Source organism: Pseudoalteromonas sp. NZS71, from assembly GCF_015864715.1.
Lineage (GTDB): Bacteria > Pseudomonadota > Gammaproteobacteria > Enterobacterales > Alteromonadaceae > Pseudoalteromonas > Pseudoalteromonas arctica.
In genome coordinates this window covers 20433-42567 of the sequence record NZ_JADYWS010000034.1, presented here as the reverse complement: position 1 = coordinate 42567, position 22135 = coordinate 20433, and the positions used below count along the sequence as shown (strand labels likewise).

Genomic DNA, 22135 nt, shown 5'->3' with positions numbered 1-22135 from the left:
AAAAAGCAGTTAGCTTATGAGCAACTGACCACTTAATCTAGCCAAAACAAGTTATGCACTTACAATTTGAATCTAGGAATTTAAAAAAGCGCTTTTAATAAAAGAAGCTGATATGAAACTCAGTGTATTAAAATCTATTTCACCTTTAATATAAAGACTTAAGAAAGGAAACAAAATCATAATAATTAAAGAAAATAAGATTAAAAAACTGACCAAAAAGAATGATAAAAGTTCTTTTTCAGCAGCCATCCCAGTAAACATGCCTGTTTTATCTAATGTATTTAAATAGTTTCGACAATTAAAAAAACGTTCACTTTGACTCTTTTCTTTTTTATCTTTTGTCTTTTTTAAATTTAAAAAATATAACAATGACAAAATCACTCCACCCTCAATCAAGTAATAAAAAAAATAAGGGTAATCACCATTGATAACTATAAAAAAATTAGACGAAACAAAATAAACACATAGGTTAAATTTATCAGCCGTTTTTAATACTAAAAAAAATACTACAGACATTACCAGTGGTAATAAAAAAAACGAATCCCAAGGTACTAAACTCGAACATGCTCCAGCTACTGCGCTGCATATATTATTATCGTATGTAGTACTATTAAAACTTAAAATGGGTCTTGAGTTTAATGAATTATAACTCAACAAAAACTCGACAAAAAAACTCATAAGCATTGCGAGTGATAAATTTTTAAATGCAAAGCGATTCATAAAAATCCTTTTAAAATACCTTAAACAATAAAAGCTCTATTGTTTAAGGTTGGTTTTAATAAAGTAAAGCTACTATTTATGCTCAGCGTTGTTTTTACATCACCAAACTTCATGTCTGTTTACTTGGCAGTCATCCGGGTCTAAATAAGGTTTTAGCTCCTCAGGAAAGGCGTGTTTTTCCGTTATATCTTTATCGATTTTGAAGTAATGCTCTATCGATTGATATAAGTGCGTACCAAGTGGGATTGACGTATCCATAAAGGTTATGGCTGTGGCATATTGCAGCGAATCCCATTCACGATTAAAACCTCCCACATAAAAAGTAGGCTTGGTGAAGCGATAATGTTTAGGGTATTTTAACGGCACCATGAGTGACACAAATACACGTGAACCACCACGGGCTGAGCCGACATTACGCTCATTTGCACCATAGCAAACAATATCTTCGTAAGGTAAATAAAATGGTTTTCTGAATAAAGTATGAGGGGTTTTTACAAGCCCGGTATGGCGATTGAAGTAAAACTTATCTCGGTGCGATAAAATAGCCCGGTGTTTTAACGTAAACACTCCTAAACCAAAGAGCACCACATAGATTGAAGCCATCACCCAGAAATATTCAAACCCGTCCATGATAAGAGCAAGAATATGGAAACCAAATACGAGTAATGCGAGGCTCGTACAACCAAAGCCAAGAATAGTAAATAAGTTCGACCACCCTCCAAACCATGAAATAGCAAGTTGTTGCCCATCGGTGCGAACCCAGTGACCCTCAAGCGTTGAGCCACGATTAGGCGACTTGAGCTCTGCTGCGTATTCATCAGTAAAACGCTTACTTTTAAAAGTACGGGTTTTAAACCCGCAGCCATTGAGTGCTTCGGCTCTTTTAAATCGCGTTTCATAACTGTCTTTATGTAAGTAGTCTCTTGGCAGTCGCTCTTTGTAGGTTTGTCTATCCCTACGGTACTTAATTTTGTTTTCAGACCTTATACTTATTTCTGCCATTTTCTCTGGGTTATTTTTTCCAAATTCTTCTATGCGCACTACATCTTCTTCGTCTAAAGCCATTTGCTTTATGGTTTTGTCTTTTGCTCTTGTAGGGTCCCGATTTGGGTTTTCAACGCACCACTCTTTAATTGCGTTAATACGGTTTTCTCTTTTTATTTTTTCTCGTTCTTCGTGAGTTAAACCATCTTCCTCTTCAGCAATGAGGCGCTCAGCTAGCTCATTAAATATTCTTTCTTCCTCTGCGTTTTTATCATCTATGTTCATAGTTACTCCTTGACACGATCTACTTCTTATAAATTAATTAGTGCTTGACTTATAACTTGACCAATGCGGTGACTGTACTTGCGGTCATCATTAAAAGACAGTAACCCAGGCTTTTCATCCGCTTTGTAATACTCAATTGGTAAGCCATAGGTACTATTAAAACCTTGAATAGTCGGTTGACCTTTACCATTCGGATATACTGTGGCTTCTAATTTGAGCTCTATTTTATCGCCTGGCTGCAAGCCGAACTCAGTCAAAAATGCATTATAATTTATTTCTGCTTGCCACCCTGTTCGTGAAGGCTGAAGCATCCATATCGCATCGACTAATATGGGGGAACTAAGGGGAATTTGTTTAAATTCTCTATGTTTTGTATAACGTGACATTTTAAGTTGTATTATTTTTGCATATTTTTCAGCTGCTTCAACATTATAACCTCGATAGGGTGCAATTATATTTGCACTTGTTGGATTAACTACTCGCCAATAGAGCTTTGTATCGACGCCTTCTTTTACCGCAGCAACCGGCGTGGATAAACCAATTGAAATAGTTTTAGCTAAGTTGCTTGCAACCAGTTTTGTATAGGGCTTGTAAAGTGCATTATAGACATCGAGTAATGCTAAGTCAGGGCGGTTTAGCCACTGAGCGGCTCTTACACTGGAAGAACCATCATTAATAAAGGCAGCTTTCCCCCATGGGCATGCATGAAGCCATGCCTCAACCTCTGATTCACTAAAATAATAAATAAGCCCTGCCGCAATAAGAACTATCACTAAGCCTACAATACCAAATACAGCTATCAAGGCTGACGCCCCTTTGGTGATAATTGCGATGCCAGATGCGGCAGTCATACTTAAAAAGCCCAGAGCCATAATCGAATTCGCTGTCGCAAGGCCTATATTACCTTTGTTATACTCATTCACTGCATCCCTTACAGCGATATAAGTACTTATACCGCCGGCAACAAATGTAAAAAAGTTTGCAGTGTAGAATAATGCTACTTTTGCAAAAGTAACACCGAGCCTTCCTCTAAGTATTTTTTTACTAAGCTCGCTAACAGGCACTTTATTGTCAGCATATAAAATCAACTGACCGGAGCTTGGCATACCATAACGACGCTCTACCAAATCTTTACCAATATTCACCATAACATCAAGTAAATCTAATGCTGCAGATGCTTTATCCATAGAACTGACGCCATCACCAGTTATAACGGTATAAAAATTAATGGCTTCTAGCCCAGAAACAAACGGCAAAACACCAATGCTAGCTAAGCCAACTTTGCCCGTTTGCTGCTTACCAAATGCTGTTTTCGCGTACTTTTTGAGGGATTTATTATGATCTTTATATCCAGTTAAATCCCAGTTTGTTTTGAGCTGAGCACCTTCAACCGCTTCTAAACCATCTTCAAGCCTCTTCACTACTCCTTCCAATGCAGCTAGCTTATTTTTATCAAGCGCCACCATTTTTTTCATCACTTTCTTCTTGGCGCTGTCTGATTCGTAGTATTGCTTAGTAACCATGGCCTCTAGTTCATTCAAAGAACCATCTAAGCTAGTAATAAGGTCTAATCGAGCGGGTATCGTCACTTTATCGTTAACTTTAAGTTTAACAATGGGCCGCGTTCCGCCATTGCCTGGGTAACTACCTTGGCTCAGTGCTTCATCAATACCTTCGGTTATTTTATTAAATTCTAAAATTCGTTGTTCGGCACGCTTAGAACGGCTGTCAAAATTAAGCGGGACTACTGAGTCAGGTAAGTTTCCTTGATAATAGTCGTTAACATCAATGTCAATCTCAACGAGTAAACCATCAGAAACCATATGCGCGAGATGCATTATTTTTTGATAGGGGTTGTACGACATCGCAACTGACTTAATACGTGCCTCACTATTAAGCATGTCTAAACCCACACTTTTTAGCGTCGATAAATGCGCACGTGTTACACTACTTTTTGTTTTTGCTTGTTTAAGCAGTGTTTTATAGTGCTCTAGTTCTTTGTTTCTTTGTTTAAGCTGCCTGTTTAATTGCTCGGTGATGTCATCGCCATCTATACCTTGGTTACGCGCTTCCTGAATGAGATCATTGCGTGTCTTTTCAGAACTTTCAATTTCACTTTGTTTATTTTTTATCTGTATTTCTAAATTCTTTGTTTGCCGCTCAAGTTTATTACTTTCTCGCTGTAAGCTAGATTGTTTTTGCATACGGGCAGTAAACACATCTTTAATTGTTCCGCCACCTTGAGACATAGAATAAGTGGCAGATGGTACTTCCATAATAATATTAAAAAAGCCCCATACAGCTTGGCTACTCCTACGTAATACCTGCGTTAAATCGCCTTCTATATAACCATCAAGTTGATCATCTTGCTTCTCCAAAGTCTTAAATTCATCAATAGAAAAATCAACATTTTTAGGATCTTCTTCATCTCGAAAACACTTATATTCAGTTAAATTAGGCTTACTACTGGTTTCATCAGGGAATAGTAACTTATGTAGTTTCAATAAATTTGAACGGTCACTGGTATCCTCCGGGTGTGTACCTAACACTTTTAAGATTATATGTTGCCCTAGATCATTACTATCGATTTGCTTAAGCTTTTGCGCGTCTTGGTCATACACTACACTTGAGCGAAGCAAATCTGCCGTTAAATCTTTCAAAGGGGCTAATACGTCACACATAAGTTGATATATATCGAGTCGTCGGTTACCTGAGTGGTATGCATAGTCTCTTGCACATTGATAAAAGCTAGAAGCAGTATCTTCATCCTCTATAAGGTCTTTTACATTGGCTCTTAGCTCATTGATATACTCACCAAGCACAAGCACTTTTTCTGTTGCTAGAAACTTTCTGAATGCTGTTTTATCAAATTTATTTTCTACCCACTTTTTATAATCTGAAGCAATCTTTTGTTCTTGCTCAGAGACACTGTCTTCACCATATGTTGCTAATTTGTCAGACACAGATTGCGGAAAAGCAAAAAAGGTTTGTTGAACAAACGATGCTAATTCAAGCTCACCTCGCTGCTCTTTTGAGAGCTCATCAACACTCGAAACCGTTTGTCCATTTGCTACTTGCTCTATCGGTAGTGAACTAATCACTGAGCGAGTAAGCGTGATATCTGCAGCGGCTTGTCTTACTTTTCCTATTGCGTCAGGTATAACGGGGCAATAGACTCCAGCTTTATTTACAACATCGAGTGCAACATGCTGAGGTAACTGATTACTATTATAGCCTTGCTCAAAATCACCAAGCTTATCTAACGTAAACAATCTGTTGTTTCGAAGCTCTATTGCATCAGCATTATTCTCACCTGGCTTAACAGGCTCTCCATAGTTTAACCTTGGGTCTTCAGGATTAAACCCTCCAAATAATTGAATTTGTTTCCACGACCACTGCACTTCAGAAAAAGCAATTTGTACTTGGCAGTTACTTCCATTAAGTTTGTTCGGTACTATAATCGTTTTAAGTGTTTCACCAGTCGCCTCACGAAAACCTTTATTTGTTTTCCAAGTAAGAGAGCCTTTCTGCCAAGCAAGGTTAATATCATTGAAACGCGTAACGCTTTCTTTGGTCGTTACCTTAAGCTCACGCCATAAATGACCGTCAACAAAAATGTATAAAAAGCCATCTCTTAAGTTCGTTGTATGATCGTCAATTTCATCTGCAGGGTGGGCATATCTAATTGGGAATATATGAACTAACTCAATATCAGCTGTATTATCACTCTCCTCTTTAGCATCTACCTGATATAACGGGATTTTATAGTAGCCTTTACTGCTTCTATTTACAGATTCATCTCTAACCATTAATGATACATTTTTTACACCATCTGATTGGCGTTCAAAAACAAGCTCTCTATGCGCATTTTTTTCATCAATTTTATCTGCTACATTTAGATCACTCATACAATTGACACTCCATCTTCATCTAACTTTTCTGATCCTGATATTTTTATGACTATTTTTTTACCGACTTGCTGGTCAGCCAAACTATCCCTCATTTCTACACTCAACCCCCTTGGTGATGCGCCACCTGATTGCGCTAGCGGCATAGGCGGGGTGTTTTTTGAGTTTGAAATCATTAAGTCACCTTGGCGAACAGCGGGTTTCCCTTCAATGAGTACATTAAATGAGCCTATTATAAATTCAGCTTTACCATCGTTAGTGCCACTCATTAGGCCTCTTTTATCTCCGGGTTTATCGCCTTTACTTTTTGAAAAGTTACTTTTTATGTTGGCAGCACCGTTACCGTTTATTTTGACTGACCCCGCCACACTGGCTACATCACTTGCTGCGGCCATATTTGGATAAGGGATTGGGATGACACTTGGGCCTACCGTAGTTAAACATATATCAATAGTGCTTAGCTTGCCGCCGCTACTTTGGTGCACTGCGGTGCGGCCATTAATTAATACATTTTGCCCTGATACTGTGGCTACTTGCGCTGCTTGCGATTGCGTATCTTTGGTTAATTGCTCTTGACTCCCAGCTTCCCACCCTAAGTGGCTCGACACTAAATCTAAAAATGCTTGGGCATTAGTAATAGGTTTATTAACATCCATATTGGTTTGAGACTCATTCCACGGCAAGATAGGTTCGTTTTTTTCATCATCCCATTGAGGTGGTGGAATTATATAGTCTGGAATAAATACATTAACCATTTCGCCAAGTGTTTTATCGCGGTATTTGGGGCGGCCTATTTCAGCTAAAAATGCCGCATCTCCACTGGCTCGGTCTTCAAAAATAGCGACATTGCTGGCTTTACCTAATGCGCCGTTACTTCGAGCACTATTATTAAGCCCTAATAGTGTTGGGTTGTTGTGTCGCCATGTTAACGATCCACCTGAGCGCACATCGGCGGTTAGCGCGTCGATGTCGTACTGAACACTGCCTGTTTGTTTACCTGCGGCTGCATTAATGTATGTCATGAATTTTCACTCCTTGAAATTTTTATTAATTGCTCGTTAGGTGAATTAAATAATAAAAATACATGCTGTAACCCTTCATTTAGTGGGTTATTTAAATAGCTATTTGCAAGCACAAACCCCGCTGGATCGTTTGCAACGCCTTGATGGCCAATAGTATTATTTAAGTTGGCGAGCTCTATTAATTCGTCTTCTGGGCTATACAATGCTTGTGTATTAGCAAACCATTTTTTTTGCCATGCTAACGACTCCTTTCCTGCAAATAGGTAAGTATCATTAACACAAGCCTCGGCTTGGTTGAGCTGTTCGTTTAATTCGCCATTATAAAGGTGTGCACTAAGGGTGCCTTGTAAATGGGTAAGTAATACACATCCACCTTCACCATTAATAATGCCTGGCGGGCCGTTTAACACTTGCACCACGTTATTTTTTGCTTGATGGCTTACGTATTGGTAGCTAACGCAAGAGTCGAGTGCAATTATAAGTGTATCGGGCGCTATGCTTTTTAAATCAAGCGTTGTAGTTTGTATAAAATCAGGGACTTGCTGCGAAATCACCTCAGCTAAAAGCTCACTGAGTGTATCGTCACTTATTACTGGGTTGTTTAACTCGTCCTGTGGTAATACAAACACTATTTGACTTATACGGGATGTTTTTCTAAGGGTTGTAATATCAATATTTTCGAGCAGCTGGCTTAATAACAATAAGCACTTGGTTTGCCTATCAAGCTGAGCAAGCTCTTCTATTTCTACCATTATGTAGGGGGCATCTAAGCTTATATCGCAACGTATTAATGCTTTACTCGGTTTAGAAAACAACATTTGGTTTGCAACAGCGGTATACAAGCTACTTGGTGTACACCCTGTAGCATTTATATGGCAAAGTACATCAAACTTCATTGTTAGTTTCCTTTTTTGCCACAACTAACTGGCTATTTGCGCCTACGTGTATTGCGTCAATATAGCCGCGCCATAACAAAGAAAAACTTTGCGCGTCAGAATCAATAACCAACGTGTCGCAGCGCAAGTTAATTGTATGTCTGTTTAATGTGTTAACTAGCTGAACAATAGGCTCTTCAAATGGAAGTTCAACTCGTTGGTGCTGCCCATATTCTTGTAACGGGTATAACCCTGAAAGTGAAAACGCCCACCCTTGTGTAAACTCTTTTTTTACTCGCTGATCTAAAGGTGCCATATTGTTAAAATGTTCATCAAGCACTGTTTTAAACGGATAATTGCCTGCCATAAGTGCTTTTTTATCAATGTCGGGCATAAGTTCGATACGCGGTGACCAATGTGATGGTATAGCTGAAAAACTTGCAACTGAGGTAGTATGACTCGGTTTACGAAGTAGTTGATTTGCGTATTCAATGCAAGGTAATTGCTGCCCTTTTGCTTGTTTGTTTTTAAGCTTAAATCCTCTCCCTATCGGATTTTCAAGCAGATAATTAGACTCATCGTTAAGATCTTTTCCACCAAAAGCATTGCTGTAATTAATGGGTGTAGGCTCAATAATATTCGGATCAGTTGCAACAGGCCCAAGTAAAGAGCGCTTCCAAAAGCGTGCGCCAGTTACACGTAAACGTTTTTTAAATAGTGGCTGCGCTTTATCATGAAGGCCAAGCTCTACTTCAATTACTCGCGCTTGTTTGGCTTTAGGCGGGTAAGCTGTAAAGTCGCCATACACTTCAAATCCATGCTTAAAGGCGACTTGTTCGTTTACTTCTCTAAGTGGTGTATATGCGGGGTCGCCATCGTAATCATCGGCTACAACAATATCGGGTCCGGGCTCGTTTGGTGTTACATTGCCTTTTTCGTCAAATTCAAAGTTTTGTTTTACAAGGACAACTTTAGCCAGCGTACGGTCACTCAACCAACCATCAAAAAAACTAGCCTGCCAAGGAGAAAAATTATTCAGCACTTGGACTCTCCGCTATCACACTTTGCCATTGTTTGGCGCTCAGTAATACATGGTACAAACCACAGGCCTTTTGCAGAGGATAATGTGGTGCTACAACACGTTGCACAACTTCACCTGCAAGTATTTTTAATTTTTGTTTTGCATTACTGCACACAAAGCTAATGCCGTTTAATAATTGATCCCCTGGGACAAGTGCAAACGCTTGCCTTGCATGCTCTGCATCGTCAAGGTTTATGCCGCTGTGTACGTTTTTTTCGTTATTTGATTCTACTACAGTTACTTTGTTTGCTTGGGCAAGCGCTCTGTTAGTAATAATTAGCCATGCTGCGTAAGCTGGTTTTTGAGTTACCCCATGCGCCATTAAATTAATAAATAAAGGCAATGCACGCTTATATACAAAGTGGCTTAGTACATGTTGGCAAAGCCCGGGGTTAGCTTTACAAAAAAGTAGGCAAGGTTCATCCCAGCGCGGATCGTTAGTAAGCCCTGCTAGGGCAAGTAATTTTGCTTTTTTGTCGACATCATTTGTTTTGGCAAATACTTTAAATAGTATGTCTGATAAGTTACTTGTTTTATTACAATAGGCATTCACGAGTGCTGCATAAGCAATATCAAAGTTAGCATGTAGCATGGCACTATTTAGCTCTGTTTCACTCAAGTGCTGTGAAAAAAGTAAAGTAATCGCGTTACTATCAAGCTCTTCTTTTTCGTTGAGTACACTATTGCGCAGTGCTTTATTATCATCTAACTGCCAATAATCAAGTAAGTGCTGTAATACACTGTAATAACTTAAATGTTTGTCCGACTTTAAAGCTAAAAAAGTTTCGGCGCTGTTAAGTTCACTTTTTAAATTAAGACTTTGTAGCAATAGCGCGTAGATACTGTAGTGCTCAGGGCTCTCTATCGCAAGGGTAATAAATTCATCAAGCGTTAAATGGCTTACTTGTGTTAAATTTTTACCTGCAAAGTAATCTGTGGGTGCATCACTTTTTAAATCGCTGAGTGTGTATAAATGATTTAGTAATTGGCTTTCAATTACATTTAGTCGAGCAAGCGGGTAAACACCTTGCGCTTGCAGCTTTTGTTTGTGTTTTAATAAAGTATTTAAGCGCTGCTGATGCTGCTTAACCTTAGCGACTTGAGCAAACATAGTATTAATTAAGCCTAATTGGCCAGCCAGCCAAGGTAAGATCTTGCTCGCTATTGGCTGTTATATCTCGCCCTTCGAGCACTATGGTCCCGTCGGCAAATACTTCTATAGTCCCTTTAGCAGTTTGAAGGCTAATACTTTTCTGCGCCTCAATCGTTATGTGGCCTTGGCTATTTTTAATGAGTGCAGCGGGCGCTTGATCTTCATTTGCAAGTAGCCCTGTTACTATAAAGCCTTGTGCAGTGTGGGTAAGTAGTACTGTGTCGCCCACTTGGCATGGTGTTATGTGCGCCGCTTGTGCTACAACACTCTGTTCGTCGTTATTTACTGTAACGCCTTTAACTCGGCCAAATTCATCGACTTTACTTACAGGTGCAAGTTGCTGATCGTGATTAAATATACTTTTAACTTTAGCGTTCATTAAATTACTCCTTTAACTTAGTTATTACTAATTGCACTGCCTTTAATTGCTATATTAGTGGCACTTAACGTTATATTAGTGGCGTCAATTGTAAGGTTACCCGCAGCATCAATTTCTATACTTGCGCCACCTTGACTTAACTGAATTGACCCCTGTCCATTTGCTTTTATAGTAATATTTTTACCACTGTTTAATTCTAAATCACCTTGTGGCGCTTGTAACTCAAGGTTGCCGTCTACCGAGTAAACGCTAATGTCTTGCTGTGCTTGCATTTTAAACTCATCACTTGCTGTGAGCTCTAAGTTACCGTCAGTCGCTTGAATACGACTATTTGCGGCTGAATTTAAGGTTAAATCCGCAGCCGAGCTAACGGTAATATCTCCTTCGCGGGTTTGAATTTGCAAGTTATTCTCTACTCGCGTTGTAAAGTTATTAGCAACTGTAAAGTTTGCGTCGTTCTCGGCAACAAACTGAAGGTTTTCTTTCGCTGAAATTTTAACATCACCATCAACAGACTTTAACATTGCCTGGTGCGCACCATTTGTTGCATCGAGTATTAATTGGTTTTTATTGTTTTTATTGGCAAGGCTTATCTTCTCTTCGCCTTTTTTGTCATCCATTACAAAGCTGTGCCCAGCTTTAGTTACTAATTTGTTTTCAGTTGGGTTTTCGCTTGTAACAGGATTTGGTGCATTTTCATTATAAAGCGCGCCTAAAATTATAGGCCTATCTAAATCACCATTTTCACCACAAACGAGCACTTCTGTACCTTGAGTTAGTGGAAAATGCATACCGTGCCCGCTGCCACCGTAAGGTTGCATTAAACGTGTAGGACGGCTTTCTTGGCCTTCTCCATCTTGATTAAACGGTAGTTTTACTACGTAGTTACCTTTGTCATCAATTTCTTGCTCAATTAATGCATTAAACGTTGCAAACACACGTCTCGCTGGGCGCAATGGAGCTTTATAAGGCTGGTTAACACTAATTAAATAAGCTTGGTTTTTATACGTTAAGCCCTTTACATTAGAGCCGTATTCAACCGAAGCACTTTGGCTACCTTTGTGCTCTACACGCGTCACTAAATACTGACCATCATGCTCTGGATGGTCATAAATATTTAAACGCATACCAGGGCGAAGCGCCCTGCAGTCTGTGTCTATTATTATTTGCTCACGTTGGCAATCAAACGCTTGCTGTCTGATAGTTGCTAAGTCTTGCCCTTCGTTTGATTGCCCGTAATTATCACCGTAATGACTATCTTCACCAAAACCAATAACTGACGCACTGTTATTTTTTGAAACTTGCAAATTACCCGGAGCTTGGTAGTTGTAATCATCTAAGTGTGTACTTTGCGGAAATAATTGGGCCTGCCTGCTTATAGCAAAAATTGACTCACTCGTTCTTACTTGCCCAGATGGCGGTACATAGCTTAGGTTTATTTCATCAAACTCTTGCGCTATACCATTAGAATCATTGCAAATATACAATGTACATTCACCACTAGTTTGCTCTACAAAGCTGTACACAAAACCGTGCTTACGCATTAAGCGTGTTACAAATTCGTAATCAGTTTCGTTGTATTGCACGGTCATATCGAGCATGGTTGAGCTTGCTTGTACATTTAACTTTTGCGCAGGGAAACCTGCTTTTTCAAACACACTCGAAATAATTTTACCTGCATCCATAGCAGTAAATACACGGTTAGAATGCTGATGCTTAAGTAATGTTAAATGAGAACTCATGATCAAAGTATAGTGATACCCCTGATGACTTTGACCATGCGCTATAAAACCACTAATTAACCCTGAAATAGTACGATCTAACATTGACCACACTAGTGATAACGATACATCTTTGCCTATTAGCATTTCAGATGTTAGATGCTCAGGGCTCAATACTTGGATTTTAAATTCATAGTCTTCACATAAACGATCGTCCCTAGACTCAAAGTCAGTTACATAGACCATCCCGTCAGGCATGCCCTGTATAGCAACACTAAAGTGACTCTTATTGGCCTTGAGCTCGTTAAATATGTCCATGAATCCCATTTTTACATCCTTTTATTTAAGCGTTATCTGCAAATGTCGCCGTAATTTCGTCTTGTTCGTCAACGGCCAACGTTAAAATATCAGGCATGTCTTCTTCTGCCATAAACTCTAAAATTGATTTAGCGATACCAGGAAGTATTTGCTGCTCTATAACCGCGTTCACCATACGTGCACCACTATCTGAAAGCGTACACTGAGTAGTCAGCTTTTCTAAAACACTGGCATCTACTCGTAGCTGCATTTTGTGGTTTTCGTGCAAACGTGTGGCAATGGCTTCAAGTTTCAAGCTGACGATAGACTGTAGAGCTTCAGAATCAAGCGCTAAGTAAGGTATAACTTGCATACGGGCAAGTAAAGCAGGCGCAAAAAAAGCAAGTAACTGCGGCTTAATTAAATCAGTCAGTGCACCGATTGATGGTACTTTCCAAGGCGTTCCGTCTTCATTAATAGGTGCTTGCGTTGGATTTAGCGCTTCGTTAATAGCTGCTTCTTGATCGCTTTGCTGTACCTGTTCTTCCTCGTCATCTTGAGGGCTTAGGTCTATAACTGTAGGCGGTGTACATGCATCGATTAACTCTGCTGAGCCTAAATTAGATGTCATGATAATTACAGTATTTTTAAAGTCTATTTCACGTCCTTCACCGTCACGCATGGTGCCGCGCTCAAACACTTGGTAAAACATGTTCATTACATCTTTGTGCGCTTTTTCAACTTCATCAAGTAAAATTACTGAATATGGACGCTGTCTTACCGCTTCGGTTAACACACCACCTTCACCATAGCCAACGTACCCTGGTGGTGAACCTTTAAGTTGCGATACGGTGTGCGACTCTTGGTATTCACTCATGTTAATAGTGGTTAAAAATTTATCACCACCAAATAATTGTTTAGCTAAGCAGCGAGCGGTTTCTGTTTTACCCACGCCCGATGGACCAGCTAGTAAAAATACGCCTAGCGGGCCTTCATCGTTGCTTACGCCGGCTTTACTCACTCTTAGTGTTTGCGCTATTTTAGCGAGTCCAGCCTGCTGCCCTATAACTTCTTGGCTAATTGTGGCTTCAAGATTAATTAAATTACTAATCTGATCTTTTACCATTGCCCCTACAGGCACACCGGTCCACTGTGAAATAATTTGCGCAACAGCATCGGCGTCTACTTCACTAAATAAGCCGTTGTCTTGTGTATTTTGCTCTTTTAGTGATTGGCGAAGTGTCAGCAATGATTCGCTATCAAGCTCTTGATCAGTTGCCTGCTTTATCTCGTTAATTTGACTCAAAGTCGAAATTTGAGATTCACGCGAGTGAGTAAGTTGCGCCAATTTATTTTGTGCAATAACCAGCTCTTCAACTAAATGGGTAAGCTTATCTTTATCAACAACTAAACCTTGCCCTAGCTCTACATTGAGGCTATTGATTCTGGTTTCTAAATAATTAATGTGCTCGCGCTCAGACTCAATGGCAGCGGGGTCTGTAGCAAACGACATACGTACTCTTGCCGCTGCGGTGTCTAATACATCAATAGCTTTATCTGGTAATTGGCGGCCTGTTATATAGCGCGACGATAAAACGACAGCAGCTTCTATAGCGTCATCCGTAATTTGAATATTATGATGCTCTTGATATTTATCTTTTAAGCCTGCAAGCATTAATTGAGCCGCTTGCTCTGTTGGCTCATCCACTTTAATAAGCTGAAAACGGCGCTCTAGAGCGGCATCACGTTCAAAATACTTTTTATACTCGCTCCATGTTGTTGCCGCAACGGTTCTTAATTCTCCGCGTGCTAATGCTGGCTTTAATAAATTTGCCGCATCACTCATGCCCGCATCGCCACCGGCACCAATTAAAGTGTGCGCTTCATCGATAAACATAATTATTGGCGTTGTTGAATTTTTAACTTCGTCTATTACTGTTTTTAAGCGGCGCTCAAACTCACCTTTAACGCCGGCACCTGCTTGCAATAACCCCATATCAAGCACCAATAAGCGTACGCCTTGCAGGTCACTTGGTACTTGGCCATCAATTATACGCTGGGCAAAACCTTCAACGACTGCTGTTTTACCTACACCTGGGTCACCCACTAAAATAGGGTTATTTTTTCTTCGACGGCATAACACATCGACCATCATACGAATTTCGTCATTACGACCGAGAACCGGGTCAATTTTACCCTGTTTTGCTTTTTCAGTTAAATCTTCACAGTACTCATCAAGCGCAGCTGTACCGTGCGATGAATCTGTTTGATTTGCAGACTTTGATTTAGCTACTGGGTTTAAACGCTCTGAAGATTGCTGACAAATTTTATCTAAATTTTCAGCTAAAAAGCGTGAATCTATTTTATCCAGTAAAGCAGGTAGTTGAAGTACAGGGCTGTAAGGTAATAACTCTGTTAATGAATCAATAAGCGCAGCACCTGTTATAAAATCACTTTTATGCTGAACATTAGCACTTAACCATGCACGCTCTAGCCATTCGTATAAACGACGAGAAAATGTAGGCTTACTTTGATTACCGGCAGGCTGTCTATTTAAAAAGTCTAATAGCTCATGCCATACTTTGTCTTGATTAATATTAAAGAAATGAAAAATGTGCTCAAGGTCACCATTACTTCCTTCTTCCATTAACTTAATAAGTAAATGCTCAGGAAGCACTTCAAAATGACTACGACTACTCGCAAATCCAGCTGCTGATTCAAGTGCTGTTGCGGTGTGGCCATTTAATTTATCTATGAGTTGTTTTATGCCTTTAGCATCCATTTTTTTATCCTTAATTCCTTAGTGTTTATACTGTTGATGGCTGTAGCTATGTGTTGTTGTATTTGCAGCTGCGGCCCCTAAATATGAATTATGTCCAAGTACTAGCGGTTGCTGACCTAAAGCTTGTTCGGCAACAGCCTCATTAGCTACTTTTATTTGGCAAACCCACTCTACATTACTTGGTAAATGCGCAGTCAGAAGTGCAGCCATTTTTATACCTTCTTCGCTTCTTGGCGTTAAACTCATGGCTGTATCACTATTAACTGGACCTATATCTATTGTTAAAATACTTCCGCTAACTAATACCTTCGTACCAAGTACTGCAGAGCTGCCTAAAACCATTTGGTTTTCTTCGCCGATTGAACTTGGTGTATCTATTTTTTGCCAATTTGCTCGTGTGTCGTCAACTTTTAGCGTGTCTATATTTAAACTATGTTTAAGAAGCTGCGCTAAGCCAGCAGCGCTAGTTTGCTTTAAACTTGCAATACCACACTGAATTTTTTGATCAGTTTTTCCCAGTAAAATAGATTCAACTAACCCATCAAATTGGCTCGCGCCTCTGCCTGCTATATTAATTTGCGACTTTTTCCAGGCCTGAAAAAGTTGGCAATAAAGTACATGATTAAATATATCTAAAAACTGACGAACGCGGTCACCGCTTTGCTCATCACTTGCTGCTTGCTCTAATACATAGTGTGGCATGGGTGCATCCACACCATACAAACCTAAAAAAGAGGTCGATAAGCTTAATCTTCCTCTGCCATCATTCTCTAATACACATTCGCGTACATCAGTAGCCGGAAAACCAAGCTCTTTAAAAGGTTTAAAAACAACTCTGTTACTAATCCCTTGCTCTAGCTCTTGAGGTGCGGCCCAATGTTTTTCTATTAAGCTCATCGCTTTAAATAAGTTAAACCGCCAAGGCTGCTCAATAAGTAGTTCTATTGGCGCGGGTAACTTAGACCAAACTGGGTGCGCATGATTTTTATCAGCGTAACTCATAGCTGATAACTCTTACCCGGTTCAATATCCCAACTCCACGATTTATAACTAGGAATTGCATTAACACGCGTTTGTACGCTTTCATTTATAGGGGCATACATTAAAAAGAATTCGTGTAATACATTACAAAAATGATATAAATCAGCATCACCAACAAATTTACTTTCATCAATATCAATAAGTACATCAACACCTTTGATAAATATTCCGCGTTTAATTTGGCTGATCGGCGTTGCTGTTATTTTTAAAATGCTTTCAATTCGTAATCGATTCTCAGCTTTATTAGACCAATCAAATAACACTAGTAATCTTTTTAGTTCTGTAACTTGCGTAATTTGTGAAAACTTTACATTTAATAAGCTAATAAGCTGCCAGTGTTTTGGCTGACTTGGACATGCTAAATAATTAGTTGGCCGTATAACATTTTTAACCTCAACGATGCTCGGCATGTCTTTTCCGCCTTCGTTCAAGTCTCCCTCTTGCAAAAGCTGACGAGGCCAACCGGCATTAAAAGAGGTTAAATCAACTGATAGAGTTTCTTTTTCATCTTCTAAATTAAAAGGAAGCTGTAAATAATGAGTCGGGGCTGCTGCACCTACGTCTTTTGTGAGCACAGTAAATAGCTTTTTTTCGTCTTCAAATACGCTTTGATAACGAGGAGTGTAATCATACGATTGCCCGGTTATAGAGTTTCGACCTGCAACTGCATCTACCGTATAACTAAAAACGTGGTCAAAACGTGCCTGATCTGCACTTATCATATAATCAGTTCTGTTTGGCTCTATTTTAATTGGCTCTGCAGCTTGGCTAAATAAATTAACTGCTGGCACGCAATTGATTAAAATGTTCTCTTTACTTAACTGATGACCCGGCGGTAATTTATTATCACCCCTAAATACGATTTCAAAACGGTCAATATGTTCAGGAAACTCTTCGTCTTTTAAACCATCAAATGTTAAAAAATAAAACCTATCTTTTGCATTAAAATAATCAAGTAATAGTGCATATCCAGGATGGCTTTTAGCTGCACTAGGCAGTAAAGCGCCATCTATATCTAAATAAGTAGCGCTGCAACCTTTTGCTTTTAACTTTTTGTTGAACTCAAAATGGTTAGCACCAAAATCAAGTTCTGCTTGTTTATTAGGTGTTTTTAATAATTGAAATAAAGCACTGCATAATGGTGTATCGCCACGTAAATAAAAGTTTAGTTTAGATAAATCAAAATTACTTCGTTCACCTTGGCATACAAACTTAAGCCCTATTCGTAGCTCTGCACCTAAGTGCGACTCTTGGTATCGAACATGCTCAACATCTAATGGGACAACGTCTAAACCGTGAGTTGTGCTAAAAATTATTTTTTTATTATCGGCCTTTGCTTTAGGCGGATTAAGCTGTAAACCTTTTAAAATAGTGTGTGTTTTTTGCATAGCCAATTTAGGCTTAAATTGCACCACAGTACTAGAAGGATAATAACTTAGGAGTATTGGACACAGTTGACGCAGTACTTGCTCTGAAACTTCAGGTACTGACTCATCTAAACGCTTTTGAGTATGGGCAGTTAAATACGCTACGCCTTCTAATAAGCGCTCAATATGAGGGTCTCTATCTTTTAATGCATCAATGTTAAGCATTCCTGCATGCTCAGGATAAAACTGAGCAAACTGCTTACCAGCTTGGGTTAACAAGCGCATTTGTGCATCAAAATATTGCTGCATTCATCAATCCTTTAAATAACATTAGTTAGTGTTTTTTGCATGTTGTATAACGTCTGCTTTACCGCCAGATTCAAAACGGGTATTTAACTTGATACTTTGCCCGCTCGTTAAAAAAGCTTGAATATCTAGCCTTATTACACAATTATCTTCTTTAATTTCAACAGGTGTTACATTTGCATATCGTACGCGTGGTTCGTACTTTTCTATCAATTTTTTAACCTCAAACGCTAACGTGTGTTGTGAGTATGGTAACCCCTCGTAAATATCTTCTACATCGGGCAAACCATAGTCAGACAAGTGCTTCAGCACTCCTCTTCTTGCATTTAAAAGCTCATTTAAATGCTTGCACACACTGACTTGCTCATCAGTTTGAAAACCATGATGACCATTGCGTGTAACTGGTTGAGTTAAAAAATCGAATAACGCCATATTTAGATCTCAATAAAAGGATATGCTTGCGCATATCCTTCAAAATTACTGACTAATTAACGACCTTCAGTCCAAGAGTCAGAGAACTCGATGTTGCCATCTAAGTAAGTCCAAGTAATGCGTTTGTAACGTAGACAAACTGTTTCAAGGTGCGGGTAACGCTCCTTGTCTAAGTCTTTAACGTTATGCATTGTTGGTGAGATCGAAGTGATCTTTACATCTTCCAACTTGTGGCAGAAATATTCACGCTCAGTCCCTGTGTCATCAATACGGTACCATTTAAGCTCTAATTGCTTAAGTGTTTGACCGTTTGAACACGCTTTGTACAAGTACGGCGTAGCCGCATCAACAGCTTTTGTAATTACAAAAGGTTCATGCTTACGAGTACCTGTAAGTTCACCTGTATCGTTATCCGTAGGAATACGAAGTTCATGATCAAAGTGTAGGATCTCAATTGAACCTTCACGCTCTGCAACAGTTACAGAACCTTTGATGTCATTACCTTGGTCATCCTTTAACCACATGTACGCTGGAATTGCCATTTCATTATTCTCCTTTTAGAATGAAGTGTTTCCTGTTAGTTGGCATTGGCATAAATAGTAATATTTATGCCCCCCAAAAAGCCCTCTGCTTCATGCCACTGGGGAATATGTCCCAAGTTGGATGCAACCAACTTGGGGCAATTTTTACAAAGACGGATTATCTAACTCTAGTATTAACGACATCGCGTCAAATGGAGTTTGCAAAACAGCTAACTTTTCGAAGTGTTGCTGTACACTTTTAGGTAATTGCTTAAACTTATACTCTGCGTCTAATTCAGATACCCAAGTATTTGAAACAAAGCTATCAATATCACCAATATCCTTACTTGATGTAACTGTTTTGTAAAAGTAACCTGCTTTTAAATAATTTTCGTACTGAACTTTCATGCAAGTACTCAGCGCAGAATAATGCATATAATCAATAGCTGTCTTTGTCATCTCTAAGCTAATACCATCATTTTGTAACTCAGTACTGCTTACTTTATTCGCATTTGAAAAACATTTATCCATCTGCTTTTCAAATGCGACTGTTGCTAGCTGTAGCTTTTTCTTCGCAAAAAAAACTTTATTATCACTGGCCACTGCGTTTGCAATGCAAACCAAAAACAAGCTGAACATACACAATATTCTAATCATTTTTACAACCATTTATCATTGCCTTCCAAAATTCTCGCTCTTTATAAGAACTACTATTTCTATAAGCACTATATGAAATTTTTTGTAGCTCATATCTTTTAATTTTTGACACTGAGGATAACGACTCAGCCATCAAAGCAAAATCTGTATTAGATATGTTAAATTGTGCGACCAAGGCCCCATTACCTACAAAAATTGCAGCTAGACTACCGAAGCTTAGTGCTTTTGTAAGTTGATCTGTATGTCTAGTAAGTTCTCTAGCTTTATCTAAATACTCTAGATTTTTTTTAGAAAACTCCAATCCACTTAAATTTGGGCACTTCATTTTTAAACTCCTTTTAATGTCCCAAGTTGGATGCAACCAACTTGGGGCAATTTTTTAGACTATAAGTCTTAATCCTTTATGTACACCTGCCAACTACTCACCAAATTGACGCATTTGATAGTACTTAAATCCGTTTCATTGGCGGCGTAGCAGTTCATTTTTCGCCAGGCATTTGCCCTACTAGCGCTAAACGAACATCAATCCCTTCAACTTGGAAATGAGGAACAATGTACGTACTTACTCTGTAGTAACCAGGGTTACCTGGAATTTCTGCTACAGTTACTTTTGCATCTTTTAGTGGATGCGTAGCAATAAGAGATTCATCAGGGTTGTTCATTTTAGTTACTAATGCGCCAAGCCAATCATTAAGCTGCTGCTCTAATTCATGGCGAGGTTTACTTGAACCAATATTTTCACGCTGTAAAACTTTTAAGTAATGCGCAATACGCGATACTAAGAAAATATATGGTAAGCGTGAGTTAATTCTTGCATTAGCTGTTGCTTCATTTGTTTCTAATACCTGTGGCTTCTGCGCACTATTAGCTGAAAAGAAACATGCAAAATCTGAATTTTTATAATAACTAAGTGGAATAAACCCTTGGTTAGCAAACTCAAGTTCTTTAGTTTCAGAAATAAGTACTTCAGTTGGAATTTTAGTTTCTGATCCTTTACCAGCTTCAAATGAATGCAGCGGAAGATTTTCAACTTTACCACCTGATTGCGGCCCACGAATATTTACAGCCCAACCATTATCATGGAAACTACGGATAATGTTTGCAGCAAATGCAAATGTTGCATTACCCCACAAATAACGTTCATGATGCTGCGCACTTACATCTTCTTGGTAATTAAAGTTACGAAGAGGATTTGTCTCACCATAAGGTAGACGTAGTAAAAAGCGCGGGAATGCTAAACCAATGTAGCGAGAGTCTTCTGATTCACGGAAGTTTTTCCAACGAAGAAACTCAGCGCGCTCCATGTAAGAACCCAAATCTTGGATTTTAGATACTTCTTCCAATGAGTCTTTAAGAAAAAACTTAGGACCAACACTGCCCATAAACGGACAATGCGCTGCCGCAGATACACGAGATATCTCTTGCAGTAACGATACATCGGGCGCAGAACAATCAAACTCAAAGTTCGAAACCATTGTTGATACTGGCTCACCACCTGGCGTATCGTAATCTGAAGTATATACATGTTTATATAATGCAGATTGAGTTGTATCAGGCGCTTCTTCAAAATCATCTCTTAGAGTTTCTTTATCTACATCAAGCATTTCAATTTTAATGTTGGCATTGTTAGGCGTACGGTTAATTAAGTAACGTAACGAGCGCCATGCTGATTCCATTTTTTGAAAATTTGGGTGATGTAAAATTTGATCTAACTGCTGAGAAATAATAATGTCTACTTTTGCGATGTAATCATCTAAAAGTAATTTATCAATTCGAGTTACTTCTTGGCCACTACTGCTAGCCATATCTAAAAATACATTTATAGCTGCAGTTAAGCGCTCATTTGCACGAGTTTCGGCTAGGTTGCTTGCATCTCTAAATGAATCAAGTTTGATTTCATCTGCAACTGGAGAAATATCAACCATTCCACATATATTTTCATAAGTGGATAAAGGAGCTTGCTCCGTGGTATGCGCGGCAACATTTAATTGTTCTTGCATTGACATGGTAATCTCCTTATTCAGTTATTGGTTGTTTTTCATCTTCAGACGCTAGCGGCGCAATTTCATCCAGTTTAGCTTTTAACTCATCTAGCTCTGGCTGATTTTGTAAAACACGCTCTAATTCTTTACGCAGTGATGAGTTATCTAATAAATTAGATTTAAGGTCGCGAAGTAAATTACGCATAGCCATCATTTTATTAAGCTCTGGCACTTGAGAAGCAACTGATTCTGGGTCAAACGATTTAAAAGAATCAAACTCAAGGTTTACGTTAATTTCGCCGTCACCTTTAATTTTGTTCGCTACCTGAAAGTTCGCTTTAGGCGCCATATCTTTAAGCACTTGCTCAATATTATTTTTATTAATTGTTACGCGCTCACGCTCAGATAGTTCTTGGCTATTTTGACCATTTGAGTAGTCACCAATTACTAGCATCTTTAATGGCAATTCACTTTTTTGTGAAGCGCCATCTGTATCAAGCTCTAACGAAATATTGATCCGAGCTCTGGGGATCTCTTTTTGAAATGTATCACTCATGTTTTTTCCTTTGCAGTTTGGTTATCTACCGACTCAATTCCAATTAAACCTCGACATATTAGTCAA

Annotated in this window: 18 protein-coding genes; all 18 read right to left on the bottom strand. The window is 38.9% G+C overall.

Features of this window, described 5'->3' with window-relative positions; genetic code table 11:
- Positions 1-72: 72 nt before the first annotated feature.
- A complete protein-coding gene (locus I6E85_RS18345; protein WP_197237221.1) occupies positions 73-720 on the bottom strand; it encodes a hypothetical protein in 648 nt (215 codons plus the stop codon).
- Between the two features lie 99 nt (positions 721-819).
- Positions 820-1989 (bottom strand): hypothetical protein, encoded by a 1170-nt coding sequence (locus tag I6E85_RS18340; RefSeq protein WP_024592009.1) that lies wholly within the window; start codon positions 1987-1989, stop codon positions 820-822.
- A 26-nt stretch (positions 1990-2015) separates the two neighbouring features.
- Positions 2016-5897 carry a toxin VasX gene (locus I6E85_RS18335; protein ID WP_024592010.1) on the bottom strand — a complete coding sequence of 1294 codons (3882 nt, stop codon included), beginning with the start codon at positions 5895-5897 and terminating at the stop codon, positions 2016-2018.
- Positions 5894-6919, bottom strand: a complete 1026-nt coding sequence (locus I6E85_RS18330) for a DUF4150 domain-containing protein (protein ID WP_197237220.1) — start codon at positions 6917-6919, stop codon at positions 5894-5896. The genes I6E85_RS18335 and I6E85_RS18330 overlap by 4 nt, the downstream gene beginning before the upstream one ends.
- Complete coding sequence (locus I6E85_RS18325; protein WP_024592012.1) at positions 6916-7815, bottom strand: hypothetical protein; 900 nt, start codon at positions 7813-7815, stop codon at positions 6916-6918. Before I6E85_RS18325 ends, I6E85_RS18330 begins: the two co-directional genes overlap by 4 nt.
- On the bottom strand, positions 7805-8836 hold the full coding sequence (locus tag I6E85_RS18320) for a DUF2169 domain-containing protein (RefSeq protein ID WP_169061371.1): 1032 nt from the start codon (positions 8834-8836) through the stop codon (positions 7805-7807). The genes I6E85_RS18325 and I6E85_RS18320 overlap by 11 nt, the downstream gene beginning before the upstream one ends.
- The gene (locus I6E85_RS18315) at positions 8826-9986 is read right to left on the bottom strand and encodes a hypothetical protein (protein WP_024592014.1); all 1161 of its coding nucleotides are present in this window, start codon (positions 9984-9986) and stop codon (positions 8826-8828) included. Before I6E85_RS18315 ends, I6E85_RS18320 begins: the two co-directional genes overlap by 11 nt.
- Positions 9987-9990: 4 nt before the next feature.
- A complete protein-coding gene (locus I6E85_RS18310) occupies positions 9991-10407 on the bottom strand; it encodes a hypothetical protein (RefSeq protein WP_024592015.1) in 417 nt (138 codons plus the stop codon).
- 17 nt (positions 10408-10424) lie between these two features.
- A complete protein-coding gene (locus I6E85_RS18305; protein WP_024592016.1) occupies positions 10425-12446 on the bottom strand; it encodes a type VI secretion system Vgr family protein in 2022 nt (673 codons plus the stop codon).
- Positions 12447-12471: 25 nt separating this feature from the next.
- Positions 12472-15207 (bottom strand): type VI secretion system ATPase TssH, encoded by a 2736-nt coding sequence (tssH, locus tag I6E85_RS18300; protein ID WP_007584473.1) that lies wholly within the window; start codon positions 15205-15207, stop codon positions 12472-12474.
- Between the two features lie 18 nt (positions 15208-15225).
- Positions 15226-16209, bottom strand: coding sequence for a type VI secretion system baseplate subunit TssG (gene tssG / locus I6E85_RS18295; protein ID WP_007584475.1), 984 nt, complete (start codon positions 16207-16209; stop codon positions 15226-15228).
- Entirely contained in the window at positions 16206-17924 is a 1719-nt protein-coding gene (tssF, locus tag I6E85_RS18290) for a type VI secretion system baseplate subunit TssF (RefSeq protein WP_024592018.1), read from the bottom strand. Before tssF ends, tssG begins: the two co-directional genes overlap by 4 nt.
- A 21-nt stretch (positions 17925-17945) precedes the next feature.
- Positions 17946-18353 (bottom strand): type VI secretion system baseplate subunit TssE, encoded by a 408-nt coding sequence (tssE, locus tag I6E85_RS18285; RefSeq protein WP_007584478.1) that lies wholly within the window; start codon positions 18351-18353, stop codon positions 17946-17948.
- 56 nt (positions 18354-18409) lie between these two features.
- Complete coding sequence (locus I6E85_RS18280) at positions 18410-18895, bottom strand: Hcp family type VI secretion system effector (protein ID WP_007584479.1); 486 nt, start codon at positions 18893-18895, stop codon at positions 18410-18412.
- A 144-nt stretch (positions 18896-19039) separates the two neighbouring features.
- A complete protein-coding gene (locus I6E85_RS18275; RefSeq protein WP_029769970.1) occupies positions 19040-19531 on the bottom strand; it encodes a hypothetical protein in 492 nt (163 codons plus the stop codon).
- A complete protein-coding gene (locus I6E85_RS18270) occupies positions 19524-19856 on the bottom strand; it encodes a hypothetical protein (protein WP_024592020.1) in 333 nt (110 codons plus the stop codon). Before I6E85_RS18270 ends, I6E85_RS18275 begins: the two co-directional genes overlap by 8 nt.
- A gap of 154 nt (positions 19857-20010) precedes the next feature.
- Positions 20011-21537 carry a type VI secretion system contractile sheath large subunit gene (gene tssC, locus I6E85_RS18265; RefSeq protein ID WP_007584480.1) on the bottom strand — a complete coding sequence of 509 codons (1527 nt, stop codon included), beginning with the start codon at positions 21535-21537 and terminating at the stop codon, positions 20011-20013.
- A gap of 10 nt (positions 21538-21547) precedes the next feature.
- Positions 21548-22069, bottom strand: coding sequence for a type VI secretion system contractile sheath small subunit (gene tssB / locus I6E85_RS18260; protein ID WP_007584482.1), 522 nt, complete (start codon positions 22067-22069; stop codon positions 21548-21550).
- Between the last annotated feature and the right edge of the window lie 66 nt (positions 22070-22135).